Origin of the sequence: Vibrio sp., assembly GCF_038138445.1 — a bacterium.
In the GTDB taxonomy this organism is placed as follows: Bacteria; Pseudomonadota; Gammaproteobacteria; order Enterobacterales; family Vibrionaceae; genus Vibrio.
Window position 1 is genome coordinate 1 of record NZ_JAYQDQ010000020.1, and the last position, 23853, is coordinate 23853.

At 42.3% G+C, this 23853-nt stretch carries 20 protein-coding genes and 1 riboswitch; of the genes, 8 read left to right on the forward strand and 12 right to left on the reverse strand.

The features are described from left to right. Both AAFM34_RS07715 and AAFM34_RS07720 read left to right on the forward strand, forming a co-directional pair. The coding region (locus AAFM34_RS07715) for a LysR family transcriptional regulator (protein ID WP_341661580.1) at positions 1 to 700 on the forward strand (700 nt) is incomplete at its 5' end. A 237-nt stretch (positions 701 to 937) separates the two neighbouring features. Then, a complete protein-coding gene (locus tag AAFM34_RS07720) occupies positions 938 to 2023 on the forward strand; it encodes a hypothetical protein (protein WP_341661582.1) in 1086 nt (361 codons plus the stop codon). Between the two features lie 60 nt (positions 2024 to 2083). On the opposite strand, the gene AAFM34_RS07725 is transcribed toward AAFM34_RS07720, so the two are convergent. The 5 genes from AAFM34_RS07725 to torD form a co-directional block, all read right to left on the reverse strand. Further along, the gene (locus AAFM34_RS07725; RefSeq protein ID WP_341661583.1) at positions 2084 to 2395 is read right to left on the reverse strand and encodes a DUF2007 domain-containing protein; all 312 of its coding nucleotides are present in this window, start codon (positions 2393 to 2395) and stop codon (positions 2084 to 2086) included. 2 nt (positions 2396 to 2397) lie between these two features. Further along, positions 2398 to 3087: a TVP38/TMEM64 family protein gene (locus AAFM34_RS07730; RefSeq protein ID WP_341661585.1), complete on the reverse strand. Its 690-nt coding sequence runs from the start codon at positions 3085 to 3087 to the stop codon at positions 2398 to 2400. A 122-nt stretch (positions 3088 to 3209) separates the two neighbouring features. Then, on the reverse strand, positions 3210 to 3803 hold the full coding sequence (locus tag AAFM34_RS07735; protein WP_341661587.1) for a TfoX/Sxy family DNA transformation protein: 594 nt from the start codon (positions 3801 to 3803) through the stop codon (positions 3210 to 3212). 190 nt (positions 3804 to 3993) lie between these two features. Beyond that, positions 3994 to 4080: riboswitch (cyclic di-GMP riboswitch) on the reverse strand. 139 nt (positions 4081 to 4219) lie between these two features. Beyond that, positions 4220 to 5227 carry an HTH-type transcriptional repressor PurR gene (gene purR / locus AAFM34_RS07740; RefSeq protein WP_341661589.1) on the reverse strand — a complete coding sequence of 336 codons (1008 nt, stop codon included), beginning with the start codon at positions 5225 to 5227 and terminating at the stop codon, positions 4220 to 4222. A gap of 215 nt (positions 5228 to 5442) precedes the next feature. Beyond that, positions 5443 to 6090 carry a molecular chaperone TorD gene (gene torD / locus AAFM34_RS07745; RefSeq protein ID WP_341661591.1) on the reverse strand — a complete coding sequence of 216 codons (648 nt, stop codon included), beginning with the start codon at positions 6088 to 6090 and terminating at the stop codon, positions 5443 to 5445. Positions 6091 to 6454: 364 nt separating this feature from the next. Here torD and torR point away from each other — a divergent pair, with 364 nt between their 5' ends. Continuing rightward, positions 6455 to 7168 (forward strand): two-component system response regulator TorR, encoded by a 714-nt coding sequence (torR, locus tag AAFM34_RS07750; protein ID WP_341661593.1) that lies wholly within the window; start codon positions 6455 to 6457, stop codon positions 7166 to 7168. Between the two features lie 43 nt (positions 7169 to 7211). Here torR and elyC read toward each other — a convergent pair whose 3' ends face one another. Then, positions 7212 to 8030 (reverse strand): envelope biogenesis factor ElyC, encoded by an 819-nt coding sequence (gene elyC / locus AAFM34_RS07755; RefSeq protein WP_341661596.1) that lies wholly within the window; start codon positions 8028 to 8030, stop codon positions 7212 to 7214. Positions 8031 to 8144: 114 nt separating this feature from the next. Here elyC and cmoM point away from each other — a divergent pair, with 114 nt between their 5' ends. Genes cmoM through mukB form a run of 4 tightly spaced genes read left to right on the forward strand, consistent with a single transcriptional unit; the run spans position 8145 to position 15423 of the window. Next, the gene (cmoM, locus tag AAFM34_RS07760; protein WP_341661598.1) at positions 8145 to 8939 is read left to right on the forward strand and encodes a tRNA uridine 5-oxyacetic acid(34) methyltransferase CmoM; all 795 of its coding nucleotides are present in this window, start codon (positions 8145 to 8147) and stop codon (positions 8937 to 8939) included. Then, complete coding sequence (gene mukF, locus AAFM34_RS07765; RefSeq protein WP_341661601.1) at positions 8932 to 10269, forward strand: chromosome partition protein MukF; 1338 nt, start codon at positions 8932 to 8934, stop codon at positions 10267 to 10269. The genes cmoM and mukF overlap by 8 nt, the downstream gene beginning before the upstream one ends. Next, on the forward strand, positions 10250 to 10972 hold the full coding sequence (mukE, locus tag AAFM34_RS07770) for a chromosome partition protein MukE (RefSeq protein ID WP_341661603.1): 723 nt from the start codon (positions 10250 to 10252) through the stop codon (positions 10970 to 10972). Before mukF ends, mukE begins: the two co-directional genes overlap by 20 nt. After that, entirely contained in the window at positions 10969 to 15423 is a 4455-nt protein-coding gene (mukB, locus tag AAFM34_RS07775) for a chromosome partition protein MukB (RefSeq protein WP_341661605.1), read from the forward strand. The genes mukE and mukB overlap by 4 nt, the downstream gene beginning before the upstream one ends. A 70-nt stretch (positions 15424 to 15493) precedes the next feature. On the opposite strand, the gene AAFM34_RS07780 is transcribed toward mukB, so the two are convergent. The 6 genes from AAFM34_RS07780 to AAFM34_RS07805 form a co-directional block, all read right to left on the reverse strand. Further along, complete coding sequence (locus AAFM34_RS07780) at positions 15494 to 16474, reverse strand: alpha-L-glutamate ligase-like protein (protein ID WP_341661607.1); 981 nt, start codon at positions 16472 to 16474, stop codon at positions 15494 to 15496. A 3-nt stretch (positions 16475 to 16477) separates the two neighbouring features. After that, the gene (locus AAFM34_RS07785) at positions 16478 to 17983 is read right to left on the reverse strand and encodes an inactive transglutaminase family protein (protein ID WP_341661610.1); all 1506 of its coding nucleotides are present in this window, start codon (positions 17981 to 17983) and stop codon (positions 16478 to 16480) included. 11 nt (positions 17984 to 17994) lie between these two features. After that, entirely contained in the window at positions 17995 to 18738 is a 744-nt protein-coding gene (locus AAFM34_RS07790) for an ATP-dependent zinc protease (RefSeq protein WP_341661611.1), read from the reverse strand. A gap of 210 nt (positions 18739 to 18948) precedes the next feature. Next, positions 18949 to 19923 carry a tRNA 5-methoxyuridine(34)/uridine 5-oxyacetic acid(34) synthase CmoB gene (gene cmoB / locus AAFM34_RS07795; RefSeq protein ID WP_341661613.1) on the reverse strand — a complete coding sequence of 325 codons (975 nt, stop codon included), beginning with the start codon at positions 19921 to 19923 and terminating at the stop codon, positions 18949 to 18951. 65 nt (positions 19924 to 19988) lie between these two features. Then, positions 19989 to 20726: a carboxy-S-adenosyl-L-methionine synthase CmoA gene (gene cmoA / locus AAFM34_RS07800; RefSeq protein ID WP_341661615.1), complete on the reverse strand. Its 738-nt coding sequence runs from the start codon at positions 20724 to 20726 to the stop codon at positions 19989 to 19991. Between the two features lie 190 nt (positions 20727 to 20916). Next, entirely contained in the window at positions 20917 to 21783 is an 867-nt protein-coding gene (locus tag AAFM34_RS07805) for a DUF72 domain-containing protein (RefSeq protein ID WP_341661617.1), read from the reverse strand. A gap of 262 nt (positions 21784 to 22045) precedes the next feature. Between AAFM34_RS07805 and aspS the strand changes: the two genes are divergently transcribed. Continuing rightward, positions 22046 to 23824, forward strand: a complete 1779-nt coding sequence (gene aspS, locus AAFM34_RS07810; RefSeq protein ID WP_341661619.1) for an aspartate--tRNA ligase — start codon at positions 22046 to 22048, stop codon at positions 23822 to 23824. Positions 23825 to 23853: the final 29 nt, after the last annotated feature.

The window sequence follows — 23853 nt, forward strand, 5'->3', positions numbered from 1 at the left end:
AGCTCTTAAAAGATGGCTATGCACTGGCGGATTTATGAGGGGATCCCTCAGGACTCAGCATGGAAAAATCCTTTTAGAGCATGCTAAAAAGATGCTAAGTATGAATGAAAGCTTATTTGAGCAATTGAAAAGCGTAAACTTAGGTCGACGCCTTAATATAGCAGTAGAAGATGTATTTTGTCCGCGGGTGATTGAATGTGTTTTGAAGGAATTTGAAACTCTTGACTATCGTGAGCTTTCATTCACTAGCTTTAGCCTTGAACATAGCCCTCCAGTAGAAGAATATGATCTTATATTTACAACCGAAAGACTACCTAAAGGTCGTGGAACATCTCATCATCTAGACACAGTTAGTTATAGTATTGTCCGCTCTAGAAGTTGTTCTAGCACTCCAACAAGAGTCGTTTTTTCAAGTACTTTGACCAAATCTTATGTGAGAAGTATATTGATGGATCACCAAATCCCGTTAGATAACATTATCTATTGGCATACGACCAGCTCATCAACACTTCTGAATAGTGAGCTTGAACTTCCAGGAACTGTGGTTATTTGCCCCGACTGGTCTGTGACAAGCGATGGTTATGTAAAAACGCCCTTATCTCAGTTGATCAATATGTATGTATGGAGTGGCGACGACAGTGTCACAAAAATTCACTCATCAGAACTACCCATAAGAGTGCGTCAAATGTGTACACAATAATGTGTATAAGTCGAGCATGGTGCTAATAGATTACTATTATGTTCGCTGTTACTTAATGAAATTATAGATATAAATTCTCTATAGAGATCTTAATTCAAAATCTAGATTTAAGAATTATATTTCTTATCATCTATTATTATTTTGAAATGAAAAATAAATAAATGTTTAATTAATAAATGTTAGGGCGCACAGTTTTATCTTAAATATGTCTATATTATTTTCCATTTGAACCTCACTATGGGTATAAAAATGGAAGTTAACTCAAAATATTCCTTTCAAAATAATGATATGGGAAATGAAAGTAGGCAATCAGGACGATTGACTCCAGATATTGCTCGAGTATTTAATTGTTGCATAGATACTCGAGATCAAAATAGTGCTGATGATTGTTTAACTAATGCAGCCTCTGTCTCGCTCGAGCGCACCAAACCAGCTAAAACGATTCAAGTATTCACTCATAATAATGCAAATAGACAAATGAGCAAATTGATGTGTGACTCGATAGTGAATAACAGTACATCTGATATAATTTTTATATCAACTGAGGAGATGAAAAATCTCTCGGGTGCTATGAGAAGTTCCCTTAGTCAGTCACAGTATGTGATTGTTTATAATAGTGCCCAAAAAATGCTGACGGTGACTAAGCCTAAAGAGTTGCTATCTTTGATTACTAACCCTGCTTCAACAGCTCAGATAACACTGGTTAAAAAAGGCGTAACAGCACCTATTATTATCGATCGATTTACCTATAGGGATATGTTTAATAACCCGAATAAAGGCGGAACTATCACTATACAAAGCATTGGTGATATGAAAATAGCTATGGTAAATATTCACCTTGATTCACGAGACCAAGATGAAAGAAAAAAAGAAATAAATGACTTGTTATGCAAAATTAACAACAAACATACCGACATAGATCATATTATTATCGCTGGTGATTTTAATACTCGAAATAGAAAGCTACAGGGCCGTTTAATCAGAGCACTACAAGATGAAGCAAGTTTTAGATCTGAGTTGGGAGTACCTCTTAAATATGAAATTACACTGCCCGTTATATCTCCGCAGGAGAATACATACAAGTGGGAGGCCGGCTTGAACGTTGAAGCTAAGCCAGGCTCTAAAAGACAGAGAAATGGTGAAATGCAAACTGGCTATCTTGATGGTGTTGTCATTCTTACGCCAAAAAACGATGTCAAGAATAAGGCACTAGTTAACTGTAAAATTGTGCCGGAAGGTAATTCGATTGTCGGTCCCTCATTTGGCAGTGATCATCGCTCAGTTACTGCGAAGTTTGCAATAGAGCAAATGCGTTTGTCCTAGAACAGTATAGCGAGAACGTATAAAGCGCCTTTAAGGCGCTTTAAAAGCAAACAGGTCCGATCAATCTTGATTGGCCTCACCGCATTTCCAACACAACCCAAATTGCTCTTCATTAAGCTCCCCACACTGGTTACATTGCCATCTAATACTTGATGGGGTTTGTTGCTCGTATTGTTGGATTATATACCTCGCTTGCTCGCATTGACTGATATCTAGCAGCCAAATAAATGGGCATGTATTGTCATCGAAAGGGATTTCTCCTTGCAGTCCTACAATGCCATCTCCAATGATTCGGCAATTTATGCGTTGTGACTTTAGAAGTTCACAGACAATGTGAACTTCTGGGGTTGTTGGTGCTGAGTAAATCTTCAAAACTAACTTCCATTTTGGGCTTGTGTTGCTCCCTTAAATTTGCTCATCACCCATTTAGTTACAACAGGGAATAAACCTAGCAATGCGAACGATAGCAATACTGGTGCAGATACTATGCCAGATAAACTTTCTATTTGTGCCAACTGTGTACCCGCATTAAGGTAAACAGCGGTACCGGGTAACATGCCCAATTGGCTGACTAGGTAAAAGCGAGCCGTAGATATTGGTGTTAGCCCCATTAGAAGATTTATTAGGAAGAAAGGAAATACAGGTATTAGGCGAAGCGAAAATAAATAGAATGCCCCATCTCTAGCCATTCCGTCATTGATCGCTTTTAACTTGTCGCCAAACTTGGTTTGAACCCAATCTCGAAGTAGAAAACGACTGCTGAGAAAGGCGAGAGTGGCACCTATGGTGCTAGCAAAAGAAACAAGTAAAAGACTGGTCCAAAAGCCGAATAAAGCAGCACCAAGAAGCGTCACTACGGCAGCGCCTGGTATGGAAAAAGCAGTGATGGCAACGTAGGCTAGAAAATAACTAATTGCGGCTAATACAAAGTTGTTACTGATAAATTCAGATAGTGAGGCTTGCTGAGCTTTAGCGTTTTCTAAAGTGAGATATTGGCCAAAGTTGATGCCAAGAAAAACAATCAATCCGACTAGTAGAACTCCTAACACAAGTTTTTTATTCATAAAGACTTCCTAGGTGTGGGTAAAGGCATATGAAGATAAGAACAGTTGAAGAGCAGTAAAATTTCAAAAAGAAAATAAAAAAGCCAACCTCACTGGTTGGCTTAGTTTAAATTTTGTCGCGATTAGCTATTAAGAAGATTTTCTAACTCTGCTCTTCGAGTTGGGGGAATAACTGACCAATGTTTACCTTTTATTGCTCCCTCTAAAGCCCAGAGTAACTCGATTGAAACTTCCGCTGAATGCGTTGCTTGGATCGCCTTAAACGCCTTTACTGAGCCTGCTTGCTCCAAGTTTTCAACGCTATCAATTCCGGCTTTCTTTAACATGCGTTCTGTTGCAAGTCGAAGGTTAGGTAAATCTTTAAGCCGAGTTGGCCTAGCTTTAGCTTGGGAGGTCTTTTCTTTCTTAGCTACTTCCAAAGATCTATAGGCCAAAGAAAGCGCTCGCTCTTCACAAGATGCGATGTCATCAGTCAAAGCAAAGTATTTAGTTACGACGGGGAACCCACGTTTTTTATAAACGTAAGGAGCTAGGCCCTCAGTTTGGAATTGATTGGCTAGTTTATCATCGGCGCGGATGTGTAGCTTATCGTTAACGACTAATGCGAACATTGTGTCGTCTGCGAAGATGCCGAATCCGCCGAACATCGAGCGCGATTTTATCTGACCAAGCTGATCAAAAAGTCGCATCGATTCTTTAAGTATTGGTTTATCCATGCTGTTTTATCTCGGTGTATATATTATTATACGCCACCAAATTCAGGTCCGAGAGATTAGCAAAATAATGCAGGTAAAATGTTAAAAAAGGTGCCATACATTCGTTAGAACAAATACGTTTGGTTACCGAAATTTCAAATCACCAGTCCATGTATTGTTTTAAACAGTATGATTGTTTGCATTTTTGCCCATCGGCAACTCCGCTACCTTTCAGTTCCCTGAGTCAGGCCGGAAGCTTTGCGTCCCACTCTTTCGAGATGGTTTGCCCTGTTCGTGGCATTAGTCGAACACTTTAAGAATAAATAAGATTTGAGGTAAGTATCACATCACGATTGGATAAGTGTGACACCGCTCCAAATATTTTGTGTCAAAATGATAGGTTCGGCTAATAGTTTAACTTATCAGCCGATTTGTCTTCATTCACTTAAATCGTAAACCGTATCACGAATAACGATCTCTGGATGCATTTCGAAAACACGCTTTTCATGCTCTTTGTCTTTGATGCGCTCCAAAAGAATTTCAAACGCGTTTTTACCTACGCGACGTTTAGGTTGATGCACAGTAGTAAGTGGTGGAGAGAAGTATTCAGCGAGCTCTATATTGTCATAGCCAATAACTGAAATTTGCTCAGGTATTTGAATTCCTTTTTGCTGCAATCTGCTCATAAGGCCCAAAGCCATAGTGTCATTGAAACAAAAGACTGCGGTTGGTTTATCATCCATAGCGACAATTTTATCTGCTGCTAGTACAGCGGTATCGCATTCAAAGTTACCTTCGAGAATCCAATCTTCATTAATGTTTAGGTTAGCTTCCCCCATTGCTCGGCGAAACCCTTGTATACGTTCTTGGCACGCTGCTTTTTCAAAATGTCCGCTAAGGCAAGCAATATCTTTATGGCCTTTATCGATAAGGAACTTGGTTGCTAGATAGCCGCCTTCTTCGGAGTTATCGATTATTTTGTCAGCTTGAGAGCTTTCAGGGCCCCAGTCCATAACGACTTTAGGAATATCCTTTTGGCGGTCAAGCATTTCGCTGAGTTCTTCCGTTAAGTCGGAACACATTACCAGAATACCATCAACACGTTTTTCGGCGAGCATGCGTATGTAGTCACGTTGCTTTTCATATATCCCACCTGTATTACACAGTATGAGAGTGTAACCTTGGCGGTAGCAATAACTCTCGACACCATCGATCACTTCGGAAAAGAAAAGATTAGTAGACTGAGTGACGAGCATACCAATAGTGCGAGTACTGTTGCATTTTAGGCTTCTCGCAACAGCGCTTGGCGCATAGTTTAATTCAGTAACTGCCTCCATCACTTTCTCTTGTGTCGCTTCTGCAACAAAGCGAGTTTTATTTATTACGTGAGAAACTGTGGTTGTAGACACGCCAGCTAAGCGTGCCACGTCTTTTATAGTGGCCATAAGGTTCTGTCCTGTCGATGACTGCCGTGAACTTGCATCCAAAATGGTGTAAGTGGGCAGTAAGTATCAGAAACACAAAAACCGCCCTATTTAGCGGTTTATCTCTAGTTCTGTCAGTTTTTATCGTTTTCGCTCTCGATTTTATATCGCAAAGACTTCAAGGGCAAACAAAAACCCAATTCGTAGAGGGCCTACCATCACATATTTGTGCCTAACTACTCACCTTTTAGATAGCAATAGTCCTGCTTGATAAAGGCAAGCAGGATTTCTGTCACGGATGCATAAAAGCCAAAGTCATCAATTTTTTTACACCTATCGACAAATGAGGGTATCCAAGTTAGAAGGTGCCTATTAATAAATTGTGCTTGTTCTTGCATCGATGCTTCCAACTCTTTCGACTGCTTTAACTGGTTGGAACAAATAATGAGGTGGCCAAGAAAGTCTAACTCTACGGCAATGTGATCAGCGGGTTCATTAATGACTTTATTCACCTCAATTTGGTGTTGGAGCATTAAGTTTTCCATTTCTGTAGCAGGTTGATCATTGAGCAGTCCTGAATGACCAATATAGATAGATGCGTAGGGTAGTGCAGAATCTTTGTCAGATTTTAGAAACAGATTACAAAAATCAGCAGCAAGCTCAAGTTGAGCGTTGCTCCTGTCAAGCAGACGATTAAGTGCGTTAACTAATCTATTTACATGAGGCCTTAAATGCTGGTTTTCTCCCAGTCCTGCAAGAAAAGAGCGAATTTGGGGGGAATGGTACTCTTCAAGTACTTCAGCAGAAAGTTCTTTGGCGAGTAAACTTGATAACCACCAATAGATTTCAGCACGTTTCTCATTGAAGTCTTTGATGTCTTGCATTAGATAATATTCTCCAGAATTTAAATAAGCTGATCGCTTAGTTGCTACTTCTCAGTATTGGTATGTACTAATGTCGCTCGAAGGGTAATTGGTTAACAGAGTACAAATAAACAGGAATCACTCTGTTACTTCTTTTTGTAATTATCCATAAACCTGAAAATGGAGCGTAAGCGATGAGCTAAAAAACACGATGCTCACTCGTTGTTAAGGGTAAATCATAGATAAAATATCAATTTTGGTTCGTTTAGGTTGTTTTAAATCAAAAAAAGAGATTGTTTGTACCTATAACTGGCGTAAGTACTAGAATTGTAACAGATTATGAATAGAATACGAGCTAACAAGTTAGGTGTATGTAGTGGTGTAAATGGGTTATCACGTATTAATCGTCGAAGATGACGCAGTGACTCGTAGTAAATTAGTTGGCTACTTTCAGCATGAAGGCTATCAAGTATCTGAAGCTGAAGATGGTGAAGAAATGCGTGAGGCTATAAAAAAAAGTACTATTGACTTGGTGTTACTGGATATTAATTTACCAGGTGAAGATGGACTTTTACTGACCCGCGAACTTCGAAGCCAGTCAGATATAGGAATCATTTTAGTGACTGGGCGGACCGATAACATAGATAAGATCGTAGGGCTGGAAATGGGAGCTGACGACTATGTAACCAAACCTTTTGAATTGAGAGAGTTGGTTGTTCGAGTCAAGAATTTACTCTGGCGCATAGGCTTAGCTCGCCAATTGGGCAGTGAAGCAAAGCAAGCTATAGATAACAACAAGGTTGTTCGCTTTTCACACTGGACATTCGATGTATCAAGGCGAGCGTTAAGCAAAGAAGGTAAGCCAGTTAAATTGACTAAGGCAGAATATGAACTGCTAGTCGCGTTATCTTCCTACCCTAATCAGGTATTGAGCCGTAAAAAAATTCTCAATATGATCAGCCATAGAGTTGACGCGCCTAATGATCGTACTATCGATGTCCTTATTAGACGTATGAGAGCTAAAATGGAATGTGACCCCAAAAACCCTCAACTCTTTGTGACAGTTCATGGTGAAGGTTATATGTTTGCAGGAGACTAACTAAAAAGGGTATACCGAGAGAAACTCGGTATACTAAAGTATGCTATGCATCGCCATCTGAGACAGGGTTATCAGATGCAATTCCTGCCTTGTGGTCACTATTTGAAGCCCAATCACGCAGCGTTTGCCATATCAACCCAAGCGTTTCATGCCAATAAACTTCGGTTTGTTCAAGGTATACTGCTTTGGGTGCATATTTAGACCAAGCAAGGTCGATATTACGTTGAGCAAGATAGTTGGTTGGTGCAGGGTAGGGCTTTAATCCTGCAGAGTAAAACTCGTTTAGCGCTCTTTTCATATGGCTTGCTGAAGTGACAATCACGAGTTTTTTTAGTTTGACAAAGGCTGCAGCTTGCCGAGCCTCTTCCCACGTATCTCTCGCTGTTTCCAGCAAAATAATATCAGATTTGGCAACGCCTAAGGCTAGCGCTACTTTTGCCATCATCCGGGCATTGCTCACTTCTGACCCCCCTGCATACCCAGATAAAATTAATTTTGAACCAGGGTACATTCTCATGACCCTTATTCCTTCGGAAAGCCGCATTAAGCCGGTTCGGCTGAGCTCGGAGGTCGGAGGGATTTTATCGTCTACCACATGCCCACTGCCAAGAACCATAACGTAATCTATGGTTTCATCCACTGGAAAAAATGCTGTGTATTGACGTTCGAGAGGGAGAAGAAGCCTCGATGTAATAGGCTGAAAAGAGATTAGAAAAATACCTAAAAAGGAAAAGAGAACGACAAAACACCCCGTTTTTTGTTTTCGAGTAAACATAATGAGTATCAGGCCGATGATTCCAATGATCAGCATGGCTGGTAGAGGCATTAACAGTGATGACACCACTTTTTTAAGCTCAAACATACTTAAATAGTCCGAAAAAACACCAATTGGTTTTAATTTAAGAGAATCTTTCTTTATATCTGCTTTCTATGTGACAGAATAGCAGTATGACACGACATAATAACTTAACCCACTGTGACTGAAGATCGCAATTTCGACGATATCGCGCACAAATTTGCAAAAAATATCTACGGGTCCGATAAAGGTGAAATACGCCAAGTGATTGTTTGGGAAGAACTTGAACAATTACTTGCTGCAGTTAATGGTAGCAGGAAAAGCCTCCATGTGCTCGATGCTGGAGGAGGATTAGCGCAAATTTCTCAAAAGCTAGCGAAACTCGGACATCAAATCACTTTGTGTGATCTATCTTCGGAAATGTTGCAACTAGCTCGTCAGGATATTGAAAAAAACGGATTGCTTAAGCAGTATCGCTTGGTCCATTCACCCGTGCAGAGCATTGCTAAACATCTCAAAGAACCTATTGATGTTTTGATGTTCCATGCTGTGATGGAATGGTTAGTAGACCCAAAAGCAGCGCTGCAATACTTACTGAGAGAAGTTAAACCTGGTGGAGCTGCCTCTATCATGTTCTACAACCATCATGGACTGGTTTATAAAAATGTTGTGTGCGGCAATATCCCACACGTATTGGATGGTATGCCGCATCGAAAGAGGTTTAAGTTACAGCCACAGAAAGGGCTCAAGCCTGAGGACGTTTATCAGTGGATAGAGGAATCTGGTTTTGAGATTTGTGGTAAAGCCGGTATCCGCTGTTTTAGTGATTATATTGGAAACAGAGAATACATGGGAGATTTCCAACCACAAGATGTAGTGGCACTTGAAAGAAAGTTATGTCGTCAGGAGCCTTATCTATCAATGGGTCGCTACATACACGTATGGGCAAAAAAGAACAGGAACAATAATGGGTGAGATACTTGCCAGTACTGCTGAACAGCCAATTGATGAATTGGTTGGATGGGTAAAGCAGCACGACTTCTCATTAAACTTGACGACCGAGCGTTTAGCTTTCCTGATTGCAATCGCTGTGTTGAGTAATGAAAGATTTGACGAAGAGTTGGGTGAAGGTGAATTGCATGATGCTTTCGCAATTGTAACCCGTCTCTTTGAATCCACCGGTGAGGCGACAGCATTTAGAGCCAACAATGCGATTAATGACATGGTACAGCAGAGGTTAATGAGTCGTTTTACTAGCGAAATTAACGATGGCGCCAGTATTTATCGATTATCACCATTGGCGGTTGGAATTACTGACTACTATCTTCGCCATCGAGAGTTTTCTAAGCTGCGGCTTTCAATCCAGCTCTCTATGGTGGCTGATGAAATGTCAAAAGCGATTGAATCGGCACAAAAGGGTGGCACACCAGCTCATTGGAAGAAGAACGTATTTGGCGTCTTAAAATACTCTGTGGGTGAAATCTTTGATCAAATTGATCTCAACCAGCGAGTTATGGATGAGCAACAGCAGGCAGTCAAAATTCAAATTGCTGAGCTGCTCAATAAAGACTGGCGCGAAGCCATAAATAATTGTGAAGCTTTACTTTCCGAAACATCGAATACTTTGCGCGAGCTCCAAGATACGTTGCAGGCGGCCAGTGATGAACTGCAAACACAGATCCTAGACATTCAAGAGATTGTTTATGGGCAGGAATCGTTGCAGTTTATTGAAGAAGCACTATTTGGATTACAAATGAAGCTGGACCGAATAACCAGCTGGGGGCAACAAGCGATTGATTTGTGGATTGGCTATGACAGGCATGTGCATAAATTTATCAGGACTGCGATTGATATGGATAAAAATCGTGCCTTTAGCACGCGTTTGCGTCAATCAATCAAAGACTATGATGAATCCCCTTGGTTTCTTACTCATGCAGATGCCGAAAGGTTGGTTGACCTTAGGGACGAAGCCCTAGTACTAAGAGATGATGAAGTCACAGGCCAGGTTCCATTGGAAGTGGAATATGAAGAGTATCAGAAAGTAAATAATGATCTGTCTGAACGTATCAGTAGTATGCTAAAAGTTCACAAAGAGCAGGGTACACCAATCCACTTAGGTGATGTTTTACGAGAGTATTTAGCTCAGCATCCAAGAACCCATCATTTTGATTTAGCGCGTATTGTGATTGACCAAGCGGTACGGCTCGGGTATTCCGAGTCTGATTATCAGGCTGTTCAGCCTGATTGGCACGCGATTAACCAATATGGTGCAAAGGTACAAGCAAATGTTATCGACAGATACTAATGATTACATGCCAGAGAAACTGGCTAAAGCGATTTCAAATCCTTTATTTCCTATGTTAGATAGCATGTTGCGATCTGGCAGACATATATCAACAGATGATCTCGACAATCACGCCTTGTTGTCTGATTTTGAAGTTGAATTATCTTCGTTCTATCAGCGTTACAACACTGAGCTTATCAAAGCACCTGAAGGTTTTTTCTATCTTCGTCCTCGCTCCACTTCGCTTATCAACCGAAGCGTCTTGTCTGAGTTAGACATGTTGGTTGGCAAGGTGCTGTGTTTCTTATATCTAAGCCCTGAGCGATTGGCTCACGAAGGTATTTTTACTAACCAAGAGCTGTATGAAGAGCTGCTAGCTTTATCTGATGAAAAGAAACTCATGAAGCTAGTGACTAACAGAGCGACAGGCTCAGATCTGGATAAAGAGAAGCTGTTTGACAAGGTACGTACTTCTCTTCGTCGTCTAAGGCGCCTTGGTATGATCATCAATATTGGTGAAACAGGCAAATTCAGTATTAGTGAATCTGTTTTTCGCTTTGGTGCTGATGTCCGTGTGGGTGATGATATTCGTGAAGCCCAACTGCGTTTGATCCGAGATGGTGAAGCCGTGGTCCATACCAAAGAACCAAGTCAAGTGAGTTTGTTAACAGAAAAAAATGATGAGTCGTATCAATCGGACAATGTAGAAGAAGGTGATGCATGATTGAAAGAGGTAAATATCAATCTCTGACCATGGTCAATTGGAACGGCTTTTTTGCCAGAACATTTGATATCGACGGTTTGGTAACCACTTTGTCAGGTGGTAATGGGGCGGGTAAATCAACCACAATGGCTGCTTTTATTACCGCGCTCATTCCGGATCAAACTTTACTGCATTTTCGAAACACAACAGAAGCAGGCAGCAGCCAATCTTCTCGAGATAAGGGACTGTATGGCAAACTGCAGCCTGGAGCCTGCTACGCTGCTTTGGATGTGGTTAACTCACGTAATCAACGTTTACTTTTTGCTGTTAAGTTGCAGCAAGTGGCTGGCCGAGATAAGAAAGTTGATATCAAACCTTTTGTGATTCAAGGACTACCCAGTCACGTCAAGCCAACCGACATCTTGATTGAAAGTGTTTCCGATACCCAAGCTCGGGTGCGTCAAATTAATGAGATCAAGCAATGTATCGCTGACTACGAAGGTGTTCAGCTTAAAGTATTTAACTCGATTGTTGACTATCACGCTCAGATGTTCGAGTTTGGTGTTATCCCTAAAAAATTGCGCAACTCCGGTGACCGTTCGAAATTCTATCGATTGATTGAAGCGTCACTCTATGGTGGTATTTCTAGCGCAATTACACGCTCGCTGCGTGACTACTTGTTACCTCAAAATGGCGGGGTTAAAAAAGCCTTCCAAGATATGGAGTCGGCGCTTCGTGAAAATCGCATGACACTTGAGGCAATTAAAACAACTCAAACTGACCGTGATTTATTTAAGCACCTTATCACAGAATCAACTAACTATGTTGCCGCTGACTATATGCGTCATGCTAACGAGCGCCGCAGTAAATTAGAGCAAACACTCTCATTTCGTACAGAGCTTTTCGGTTCTCGAGAAACTTTAGTTGAGCAAAATAATTTACTTAACAGAGTCCAGCAAGAACTTGAACTTTTAGTTGAGACTGAATCTGGCTTAGAGCAAGACTATCAGGCAGCTTCTGATCATCTTCAACTGGTACAAAATGCACTTCGTCAGCAAGAGAAAATTGAGCGCTATCAAGAAGACTTGCTAGAGCTCAGTGAGCGTCTTGAAGAACAGATGATGGTGGTCGAGGAGGCTCAGGAACGTGTTCTTATCATCGAAGAACAAGCTTCAATTGCTGAAGAAGAAGTTGATAGCCTAAAGACCCAGCTTGCCGATTACCAACAAGCATTAGATGTTCAGCAGACACGAGCGCTCCAATATCAGCAAGCAGTGCAGGCTTTGGAAAAAGCTAAGTCGTTACTTGATGATGATGAGCTGACCGCAGATAGCGCTCATGCTGTAGTATCTCACCTCAAAGATCAAGAATCTGAAAACACCTCTTCTTTACTTGCTGTCAAACACAAGCTCGATATGTCATCTGCTGCGGTTGAGCAATTTGAATTAGCTCTGCAACTGGTCAGAAAAATCTTAGGTTCTGATGTAGAACGTAAAGATGCTTCTATGCTCGCTAAGCAGCTCATTAATCAAGCCAGAGATGCAGAACAAATCGTTAGTAATGAACAGCAATGGTACGCGCAGCATCGAGATTTAGAACGTCGGCTTAGTCAGCAACGACAGGCTAAGGAAGTGCTTGATACCTATCATAAACAGCACCATATCCAACTTATGGATGAATCCACGCTCGAGCAAGAACGTGAGGCAAAGTTGGCTCAAGTTGAGTCATTGGAACTTGAGTTGGAAACGCTACGCGAGAGTCGTACTGACAAGCGTCGTAGCGAGCAAGACTTGTCCATAGAGATTCAACGCCTCGAGGAGATTGCACCACCTTGGATTGCTGCCCATGATGCTTTAGAAAATATCAAAGAGCAAAGTGGCGCAGACTTATACGACAAGCAAGCTGTTATGTCGCATATGCAAATTGTGCTAGAGCAAGAAAAGCGTCAGACATTAGAGAAAGAGAAGCTGGGTGACCGCCGAGCTCAATTGGATAGTGAGATAGAAAGGCTAGCATCGCCAGGTGGCTCAAATGATCCGCGTCTGAAAGGGCTAGCGGATACACTAGGCGGTGTATTGTTATCAGAAATCTATGATGACATTACCATAGATGATGCACCTTATTTTAGTGCCATGTATGGCCCTTCACGACATGCGATTGTTGTGTCAGATCTGACGGATATTGAAGCAAAACTAGTTGAGTTAGATGATTGTCCTGAAGATCTTTATATCATCGAAGGTGATATAGACGCTTTTGATGACAGCTCTTTTGATGCAGAGGAGTTACAAGGCGCAGTATGTGTTCGCATGAACGATCGACAAATGCGTTATTCACGTTTTCCTGAAATTCCTTTATTTGGTCGAGCCGCTCGAGAGCAGCGTTTAGAACTATTGCGTGATGAACGAGAGGAAGTAGTCGAACAACATGCGAAAGCTGCATTTGACTCACAGAAATTGCAGCGTTTATATCAAACGTTTAACCAATTTGTGGCGCAGCATATTCAAGTAGCCTTTGAATCTGATCCAGAACAAGCTTTGGCTTTAGCTCGTGATAAGCGTAACCAAATTGTACGAGATTTGACAGATTTGGACGCGAAGGAGCAACAGCATAGAGCTCAGTTAGTATCGAGTAAACAAGCACTCACTTTGCTTGATAAGTTGGCACCTGTCATGGTGTTAATAGAAGATGAGTCTCTGGCATCTCGTTTTGAAGACCTTGAGGAGAAAATGACCCAACTGGTCGACGCCAAGAGCTTTTTGACAAGCCATGCCAAGTCTCTCGCTGAACTGCAAAAAATCTCATCTGCTCTTGAAGTTGATCCGGAAGAATTTGATGCTCTTGAAGCTGAGTATCGAGCACAAGACTCTCAGTTACAGGAGCTCAAAAAGCGCATTTTCGCTGTATCTGATCTTGTTGAGCGTCGTCATCATTTTGCCTATTCAGACTCCATCGAATTACTCGATAAAAGCAGTGAATTAAGTGAACAACTTAAGACTAAACTTGTGCAGGCAGAGCGGCAACGTACACGTTCCCGTGATGAGTTAAAGCAGTCACAGGGTCAAATGAACCAGTACCATCAAGTACTGGCATCGTTAAAAAGTTCTCATCAAGCCAAGCAAGAAACGGTACAAGAGTTTAAGCAAGAGCTTCAGGAGTTTGGTGTTCATGCAGACGAAGGTGCCAAGGAGCGTGCTATTCGTCGCCGTGATGAGTTGCAAGAACGTATGCACACCTCACGCAGCCGTAAGAGTGAACTGGAACGGACGATTACCTCAACTGAATTAGAAATGAAGGGGCTAGCAAAACGTCTCAAGAAAGTACAAAAGGACTATGTTGAGATTCGAACTTTCGTTGTGGCAGCAAAGGCTGGCTGGTGCTCAGTATTGCGTTTAGCTCGTGAAAATGATGTAGAGCGTCGATTGCATAAGCGTGAACTGGCCTATTTGTCGGCAGATGAACTTCGCTCTATGTCGGATAAATCACTTGGTGCTTTGCGTCTTGCTGTTGCTGATAATGAAGACTTACGTGATGCGCTTCGTTTGTCTGAAGATAACGCACGTCCAGAGCGTAAGGTGCTCTTTTATATCGCTGTTTATCAGCATTTACGAGAGCGTATTCGTCAAGACATCATTCGAACAGACGATCCAGTTGAAGCCATTGAAGAAATGGAAGTTGAGTTGGCACGATTAAGTGAAGAGTTAAGTCAGCGAGAAAATCGCTTAGCTATCAGCTCTGAATCGGTCGCGAGTATTATTAAAAAAACCATTCAGCGTGAGCAAAACCGTATTCGAATGCTCAACCAAGGGCTATCAAACATCGCGTTTGGACAAGTCAAAGGCGTACGTCTGAATGTGAAAATTCGTGAGAGCCACGAGGTTTTACTTAACGGTCTAGCGCAGCAGCAAGAGCAGCACAAGGACCTGTTTGAAACAACTCGACATACATTTTCTGAGGCAATGGCAAAGTTATTTCAGCGCGTTAACCCTCATATTGATATGGGGCAACGCAGCCCGCAAGTATTAGGCGAGGAGCTGCTAGATTACCGCAATTATCTAGAATTGAGTGTTGAAGTGTGCCGTGGTTCTGACGGTTGGTTACAAGCTGAATCCGGTGCTCTTTCTACTGGTGAAGCTATAGGTACGGGCCAATCTATCTTGCTTATGGTTGTTCAAAGCTGGGAAGAAGAATCAAGGCGTTTGCGAAGCAAAGATATTGTTCCATGTCGTTTACTATTCTTGGATGAAGCAGCGCGTTTGGACGCTAAATCTATTTCCACATTATTTGAGCTGTGTGATCGTTTGGATATGCAGTTGCTTATTGCTGCCCCAGAAAACATCAGCCCAGAAAAAGGGACGACCTATAAACTGGTTCGTAAGGTGTTCAAAGATCACGAGCATGTTCATGTCGTTGGTTTGCGTGGTTTCGCTCAACCCGATCAGGGGGAAGAAGCTGAAGAAGCGCTCGTGGAGTAAGGGTTCTATCCGAGTCAAAAAAAGCTGCTCAGTAGAGCAGCTTTTTTCGTTTTGCGCTTTATAAACTTAACTAGAACTGTGCGGCTGAGCCAAATTGTTTGGCTGCGTAGGCGACTCTCTCGCTAGCATCTGGGTAGACTCTAGGTGCCCCCAAGTTTTCTATATGGTGTAAGCGCGGGAGTAGACCAGCACCATTTGCAATTTGAATTGCGAGCCCAGGCCGAGCATTGAGTTCAAGAACCATTGGGCCTTCTTCTTTATCAAGCACCATATCCGTCCCCATATAACCAAGCCCCGTCATTTCCCAAGCACTAGATGCAAGAGTCAATAAACGTTCCCAATGTGGTACTTGTAACGTCGAAAGATCTTTATTTGTATCAGGATGGTGAGTGATAGGTTGATCGAATTGAACAGCTCTAATCGCTTTGCCTGTGGCAATATCAATTCCCACACCAACGGCACCTTGGTGAAGGTTTGCTTTGCCATCAGACGCTGCGGTCGAACATCTCATCATGGCCATCACTGGGTAGCCTTTAAATACGATGATACGAACATCTGGCACACCTTCGTAGCTAAAACCATTAAAACAGTCATCGAACTTAATCAGGTTTTCAACAACCGCAACATCGTTTTTTCCACCAAGTGAGAATAGACCAGCTAATGCGTTACTTATATGCCTTTCAACATCTTGTTTGTTGATAGAGGCACCAGAGGGCTTAGTGTAGACTCCATTTTGGTGAGACGTGACGACTAAGATACCTTTACCACCACTTCCCTGAGCTGGTTTAATAACAAAACCAGGCCAATCTTTAACCATGTTGTGGATGTGCTTAACTTCCGCTTGATGGCTGATCACACCGATCAGCTCAGGTGTTGTGGCCCCGTGCTGCTGGGCAATGATTTTAGTCTTAAGTTTGTCATCGACCAAAGGGTATTTAGAGCGATCATTGTACCGACCTATATAGCTATGGTTGCGTTGGTTCATCCCCATAATACCATTGGAGCGTAACTTATTAGGTGACGTAAACTGCGACGTTAATCGTGACAGCATAGTTTAGTCCTCCGCTAATGGTTTAAAGCGCCTTAGCTCGGTCAGGCGATACCCTGTGTATGTTCCAAGTAGCAAGATACCGGCTAATACAATCAGCTGAAGACCAATAAAGTTAAACGTCAGATGCTGAATGTATGAATTGGTCATAGCAAGGTACACAAGAGTCGCTGTGGCAAGCGAACCACCACCTTGTAGAATCACTTCCTTAGCGCCTTCTTCTTCCCAAAGAATCGACATGCGTTCAATGGTCCAAGATAGAATTATCATCGGGAAGAAGGTAATCGAGAGACCTTCGGTTAAACCAATCTTAAATGCGACAACCGTAAATACGGAAATAATCATAATTACGGTGATAATAACGGCGGATATTCGGGCAACAAGCAATAAGTTCAGTCTTGAAAGGTAGCTGCGTATAATTAGCCCTGTTCCGACGATCAATAAAAACCCGACGATCCCTGTCAGCAGTTGGGTTTGTACGAAAGCCACTGCAATCAAGACAGGCATGAAAGTCCCCGATGTTTTAAGGCCAATAATCACGCGCAGGAATACAACAATCAGTGCACCGATCGGAATAAGCATGATGGTCTTAAACATAGCTTGTTCTTCAAGCGGCAGACTGTGTATCGAGAAGTTAAGTAGGCCATCCGCTTCGACTTTATCCAATGTTGCTTGCTTTGGAGACACGTCTTGAGCAATCATCGAAAAATGAACTTGACTATTTTGCCCGCCGACGATGTCTAGCAGTGATACGTTGGACTCATCCCAGACCAATATGTTTTTATCAATGGGTTGAGTGGCATTTTTGGGATTGAATAGCACCCATTCACTACCATCCCACACTTGATTCACCAACTCGATAGTTTGACGACGGCGGCCATCTTCTAGCTCAATTACCCCAACGATTTTGCTTGGTATATTGGCATAGGCGAGGACTTTGTCGACGGCTGACACCTTGGACATTTTGTTAAGTAGCAGCCCTGCATTTTGACTATCTGAGTCATTAAGTATTTTAATAAGCTCTCGGGTGAAAGTGATATCGTCAGCTGAACTCTTGTTGGCCCGTTCTATAATTGATATTGCGGCTGCTTCTGTCGGGCCATCAAAGGTTGGTGAAATGATTTTTTTTGTAGGTGCTTGTGTTTTTACTTTTGCCTGAGGGTCAACAAGAAATTGAGCTTTATAGTAAATGGTTTGTGCACCTGCAGCTTGTCGTATCGACCATTCAGCACGGCGACCTAATTCAGACTTTACGTAAGATACACCATAACCAGATGATGAGGACGATTCGTTAATTAAAGTAAAGCCATTTTGTGTGTGAGGAATGGCCAACGAGGCTTTGACTGGTTTAGATTGAGCGTTAAATTCAACACGAGCTTCTATATCCCATATCTGGCGAGTTTCACCTGGAGTCCAAGGGACACCATATGTCTGGTGACGAAACATACTCAGAGCAATACCTGCCACTATGAGTAAGGCGACAGATATGTAAAAGGGGACTTTAGACGTCATAAGCTACCTTATTATTTTTGTTCAAATTCCGTTTGAATGTATTTTTTACTTACATCCACCACTGCAATGTCTCGGATGAAATCCCGACCTAGTAACACAGGATGGATCATTTGGGAGCGATCTGCCAAAGTAAACTGTGTCTTTTCGTGAATCTTGCCCAATCTAACCCACAATTCGACAACTGGGCGCTTTTCTAGTTGACAATTGGTTGCCTGACGTATCTTTGCAAAACGAATGATAGGGGCTTCAATCCAGTTACTCTCATCTAGTGGGGTTTTACCATCGGAGAGATGAAAACGTATCCAGTTTTTACCATTACGCTCAAACTCTTCAACATCGACGGCGTTGAGTGATGATGTGTATGAGCCAGTATCGATACGAGCATCAAATTTTTGTTCTACAGCACCTATGGTTACCTTTTCAATTTCGCCGAGCGTTAGTGCTTGTGTCGAGTGTGATTGAGCTTTTGTCGATGCTGATTTTATATTCTCTGTAGGGGGCTTGCCCGCTTGGCTTCTGGATTGCTGTCTAAACATACGTAATTCAGAGCTTAGTGAGTCAACTTTCGCCGTTAGACTGGAAATCTGGTTATCTTTATCTGTCATTTGCGCTTGAATTTGGTCAAATCTTTGCGCGGAATTGGTTTCAGAAGCATGAATAGCAGCCAAGGTTTCTTGGTGATATTGTTCGCTGTTGGTAAGAGTACAACCGGAAACAAGTGTTATAGCAATCACCGGAGCCAATTTGGTTAACATTGAAAATCCTAATAATTAGGTTGAAGTTTTTAATGATTAAAAGGTTAAGCCGCTTAGTTTCGCAGAATTAAACCATCACAATTGCACTGCAACGAGTTGTTAATTTTCTTATATGAAAGACTTACATTTATTAGACGATTCTAAATCTTTTTGATGTTTAGATTAAGGGGGAGACAGACTCAAAAGGTTAAGAGTCTGTCAAAAATTGTCTTAGAAAGGTTTTTTCGCGACAAGAGTAGCGCGACGAGGTGCTGGATGACCCTCTCTAGTTTTACTTGGGTCGTTGGGATCGAGATAATCAGGGAGCGAATTATGTGTCATCCATGAGGTAGTTCGCTGCTCGTCAGTCGTCGTAATATTCTCTTCAGCAATAATGACATCTTCAAAGCCGACTTGTTCCAACCAAACTTTGAGAGCTTTCGCTGAAGGGAAGAAGTATACATTACGCATTTGTGCGTAGCGGTCTGTTGGGACGAGCACAGAGGTTTCATCACCTTCAATAACCAGAGTTTCAAGTACCAACTCTCCTCCGGCAACAAGCTGGTCTTTGAGCTGGATGAGGTGATCAAGCGGTGAACGACGGTGGTAGAGAACACCCATGCTAAACACAGTATCGAAGGCCTCTAATTTGGGGAGCTGCTCGATTCCTAGTGGCAAAAGGTGAGCTCCCTGATGATCCCCCATGAGTTTGCGTATCGCCTCAAATTGGATCAGGAACAAATGAGAAGGGTCGATTCCTACGCATAGTCGGGCGCCTTCTCCGAGCATTCGCCACATATGATAGCCATTACCACAGCCCACATCGAGAACGTTGCGATTTTCTAATGGTGAGATATGAGGTAGAACCCGGTCCCACTTCCAGTCGCTTCGCCATTCCGTATCAATGTGAATATCATGTAGGTGATACGGGCCTTTACGCCATGGATGGAAAGTGCGCAGTAGATTTTCTAGCTTCTTAAGTTCACCTGTATCTAAAGGAGTATCATTAGACAGAGTGACTGAATTTTTTATATCGATTTGGTCAGGGGACCCAACTGGGATTTTATTAAGAGCCTTGAGCCAGCGACCAAAGTCACCATGCTCTGAATTCTGCCAATCTGTGAGCTGTTGTGGTAGGACATTAAGCCAAGGCTGAAGGCGAGTATCGGTTGCAATTAACTTATAGAAATTGGCAAAGTTAAACATAGTATTTCACTGATAATAGAGTTGAGTATGTTTGTGTAAATGTAAGGAGTAGATGCAATGTTTGACTATTTTATCGCAAACATTGAACCAAAATTAAAACACTGAAACCAAACATCGAAGCTACTAAAGCCAATCTTTGCGAAACGCTCTTTATGTGTGTTTTTGGAATCAGGGCGCATGATGTTTTCTATCGCACTGCGCTTTTGGCTAATTTCGAGTTCGCTGTAGCCATTGGCACGTTTAAAGTCGTGATGTAAGTCGACAAGGAGCTCATTGGATACAGTATCTTCAAAGACAAATTTCTCTGAAATAATCAATATTCCACCAGGGCGTAAACCCTTGTATATATTTTCCAGTAACGCATAGCGATCTTCAGCTGATAAAAACTGAAGCGTAAAGTTAAGTACGACTACTGAGGCATTATCGATTTCAATATCGCGAATATCGGCTTCTATGACATTTACAGGAGTATCACTGCGGTACGCGTTGATATGGAGTTTGCAGCGCTCAACCATTGCTGAAGAGTTGTCGACTGCAATAATTTGGCAGCCTTCCTGAGTGATGTTTCGACGCATGGATAACGTCGCTGCACCTAGTGAGCAGCCCAAATCATAAATATTCGAATAAGGTTTGACAAAGCGCTCTGCTAACATACCGATTGCTGAGATAATATTGCTATAGCCGGGTACAGAACGCTGAATCATATCAGGGAATACTTCGGCGACACGTTCATCAAAGGTAAAGTCCCCAATTTTATCGATTGGTGTCGAAAATATAGTATCAGGGTTACTCTTAGGGTTCATAACAGCTTCTCTCAACTAAAGGCTATCAGCCTTACCGTCCTATAGATTTAAAAAACGGCACATTTTATGTGAATTTTCGTCTCCTGTCATGTTTCAAGCGCTTTACGTCATGACTAGCTGACTTCAACACAAGCTAGATTATTGTCGAGTTAAGCAATTTTTTACTAATAACAGTGTATTGAGTCTACGGCTAAAACATTTGTATCTGTTTGTTTTCTCTATGGGCAGGGAAACTATTTAGGTCTGGCAGCGCTACTTGCTCTTGTAGTTGTCGATAAAGGTTTGCTGCCAGCTCAGGCGCAACGATATTATCTGCGGTGTGGATCATCAAATAAGGTTGTTTACCTTGGTTTACCCAGTCTGCAAGTTTTGATAGCCAAGGGACAAAAAAGTCATAGTTACTGCTTTCTAGTGGATGACCAATGAACCTGACCATAGGGTTGCTAGCTGTAGCGAGTGCGTGAACCGGAACCTTAGGCTTTTTCTTTTGTGCATCGATAATGGCGTCGTTATCGGGTTTTGCGGCAAACACAGGCCGACTATCCATTATGATTCGATCGTATTCTTGTTCTATGAGCCAAGCGTTAAGTGAGCGTTCCGCATCGCCTTTCAAGAAAAAAGCAGGATGTCTGACTTCTATGCCAATGGGAAATTCTTTAGGAAATAGGGCACAAAATTGTTTAAGTTGGCTCAAATGTTCGGGGCCAAAGGCCGCTGGCAACTGAACTGTCCATTGTCCAATTCGATGATGTAATGGTTCCATGATGGATATAAAATCACACAATTCCTCTTTGCAACCGCGCAACATCTGCTGATGTGTGATGTTTTTGGGTAACTTAAAGGTAAAGCGGAACTCATCATGTGTTGATGCGTGCCAGTTACGGATTGTTGCGGCATTAGGTGTCGCGTAAAACGTGGTATTGCCTTCTACCGTATGAAAGACGCTGGCGTATTTTTCTAATCGCTCATTGGGCTTTGTGCCACTGCCGTAAAAAGTTTGCTGCCAATTATTATGAGACCACATAGTGAGTCCGAGCCTGACTGGATAAGCATTCATATCTGTATTTCGAATAATGATTGATTAGAATTTTGCCGAATCACCCTGAATAAGGCTATAATCAGCGCCAATTTTTCGTATTGCTATTGTTTTAGCCCTCTATTGGTGTAAAAAGCACCAATAGATGATAAATCGCAATAAGTTGTGCGTTGAGTAGTCGATTTTAAGACACTTTCAGCGTATAAATGGAGCTTTGCACTGTCGGTAAAGTTATCACCGATGGGTAGTAATTAACATACTAAAAGAGATTGGGAAATTCATTATGCGTACCCATTACTGTGGTCACTTGAACAAGTCCCTCGCAGGACAAACTGTAGAACTTTGCGGTTGGGTTAATCGTCGCCGCGATTTAGGTGGACTAATTTTCATTGATATGCGAGATCGTGAAGGCATTGTTCAGGTAGTGGTGGATCCAGATATGGCAGATGCGTATGAAGTGGCCAATACACTTCGTAATGAGTTCTGTATCAATCTTACCGGTGAAGTTCGAGTCCGTCCGGATAGTCAGGTCAACAAAGACATGGCGACTGGGGAAGTCGAAGTTATTGCTAAAGGTTTAGAAATTATAAACCGCGCCGATGTTCTTCCTTTAGACTTCAATCAGAAAAATACAGAAGAGCAACGCCTTAAGTACCGTTACTTAGACTTACGTCGTCCAGAAATGAGTGACCGTATTAAGCTGCGAGCAAAAGCGTCTAGCTTCGTGCGTCGATTCTTAGATGAAAATGGTTTTCTTGACATTGAAACACCAGTACTCACCAAAGCGACCCCTGAAGGTGCTCGTGACTATTTAGTTCCAAGTCGTGTTCATAAAGGCAGCTTTTACGCGCTACCTCAATCTCCGCAGCTTTTTAAACAGTTGCTAATGATGTCTGGTTTTGATCGTTATTATCAGATCGTAAAGTGCTTCCGTGATGAAGACTTGCGTGCCGATCGCCAGCCAGAGTTTACTCAGATTGATATTGAAACCTCATTTATGACGGCAAATGAGGTTAGAGCCACGACAGAGAAAATGGTTCGTGATATGTGGCAGGAGCTGCTTGATGTTGATTTGGGTGATTTCCCAGTAATGCCTTTTGCTGAGGCAATGCGTCGCTTTGGTTCAGATAAGCCTGATTTGCGTAACCCGTTAGAGCTAGTTGACGTTGCTGACCTAGTTAAAGATGTTGAATTCAAAGTTTTCTCTGGTCCAGCTAATGATGAGAAAGGCCGTGTTGCTGTTATCCGAGTTCCAGGCGGTGCTTCGTTAACTCGTAAGCAAATTGACGGTTATGGTGAGTTTGTTGGAATCTATGGTGCCAAGGGCCTAGCGTGGATGAAGGTGAATGATCGCGCTGGAGGTATGGATGGTATTCAGTCACCTGTTGCTAAATTCTTGAACGAAGAAGTGATTGAAGGCATTTTAGATCGTACCCAAGCTCAATCTGGCGATATTATTTTATTTGGTGCAGACAAAGCGAACACAGTATCGGAAGCGATGGGAGCACTTCGCCTTAAATTGGGTAAAGACCTAGAACTTACCGATGAGTCAGCGTGGGCACCATTATGGGTTGTGGACTTCCCTATGTTTGAGGAAGACGATGAGGGTAACCTTCATGCCATGCATCACCCATTCACATCACCGCTGGGCGTCAATGCTCAGGAACTGAAAGCGAACCCTGCATCCGCTAACTCTAATGCTTACGACATGGTGATTAACGGCTATGAAGTGGGTGGTGGCTCTGTGCGGATTCATAACGCTGAAATGCAGGCGGCAGTATTTGATATTTTGGGTATTGAAGCTGAAGAGCAGCAGCAGAAGTTTGGTTTCTTACTGGATGCGCTTAAGTTTGGTACTCCGCCACATGCAGGTTTAGCTTTTGGCCTTGACCGCTTGGTCATGCTTTTGTGCGGAACTGAGAACATCCGTGATGTGATTGCATTTCCAAAGACAACGGCGGCAGCTTGTTTGTTAACTGATGCTCCAAGTCTGGCTAACCCTTCTGCATTGGAAGAGCTAGCGATTGCGGTGACGGTTGCCAAAGAGAAAAACGACGCTTAGTAAATACATTCCAATAGTTTTTACTGTAA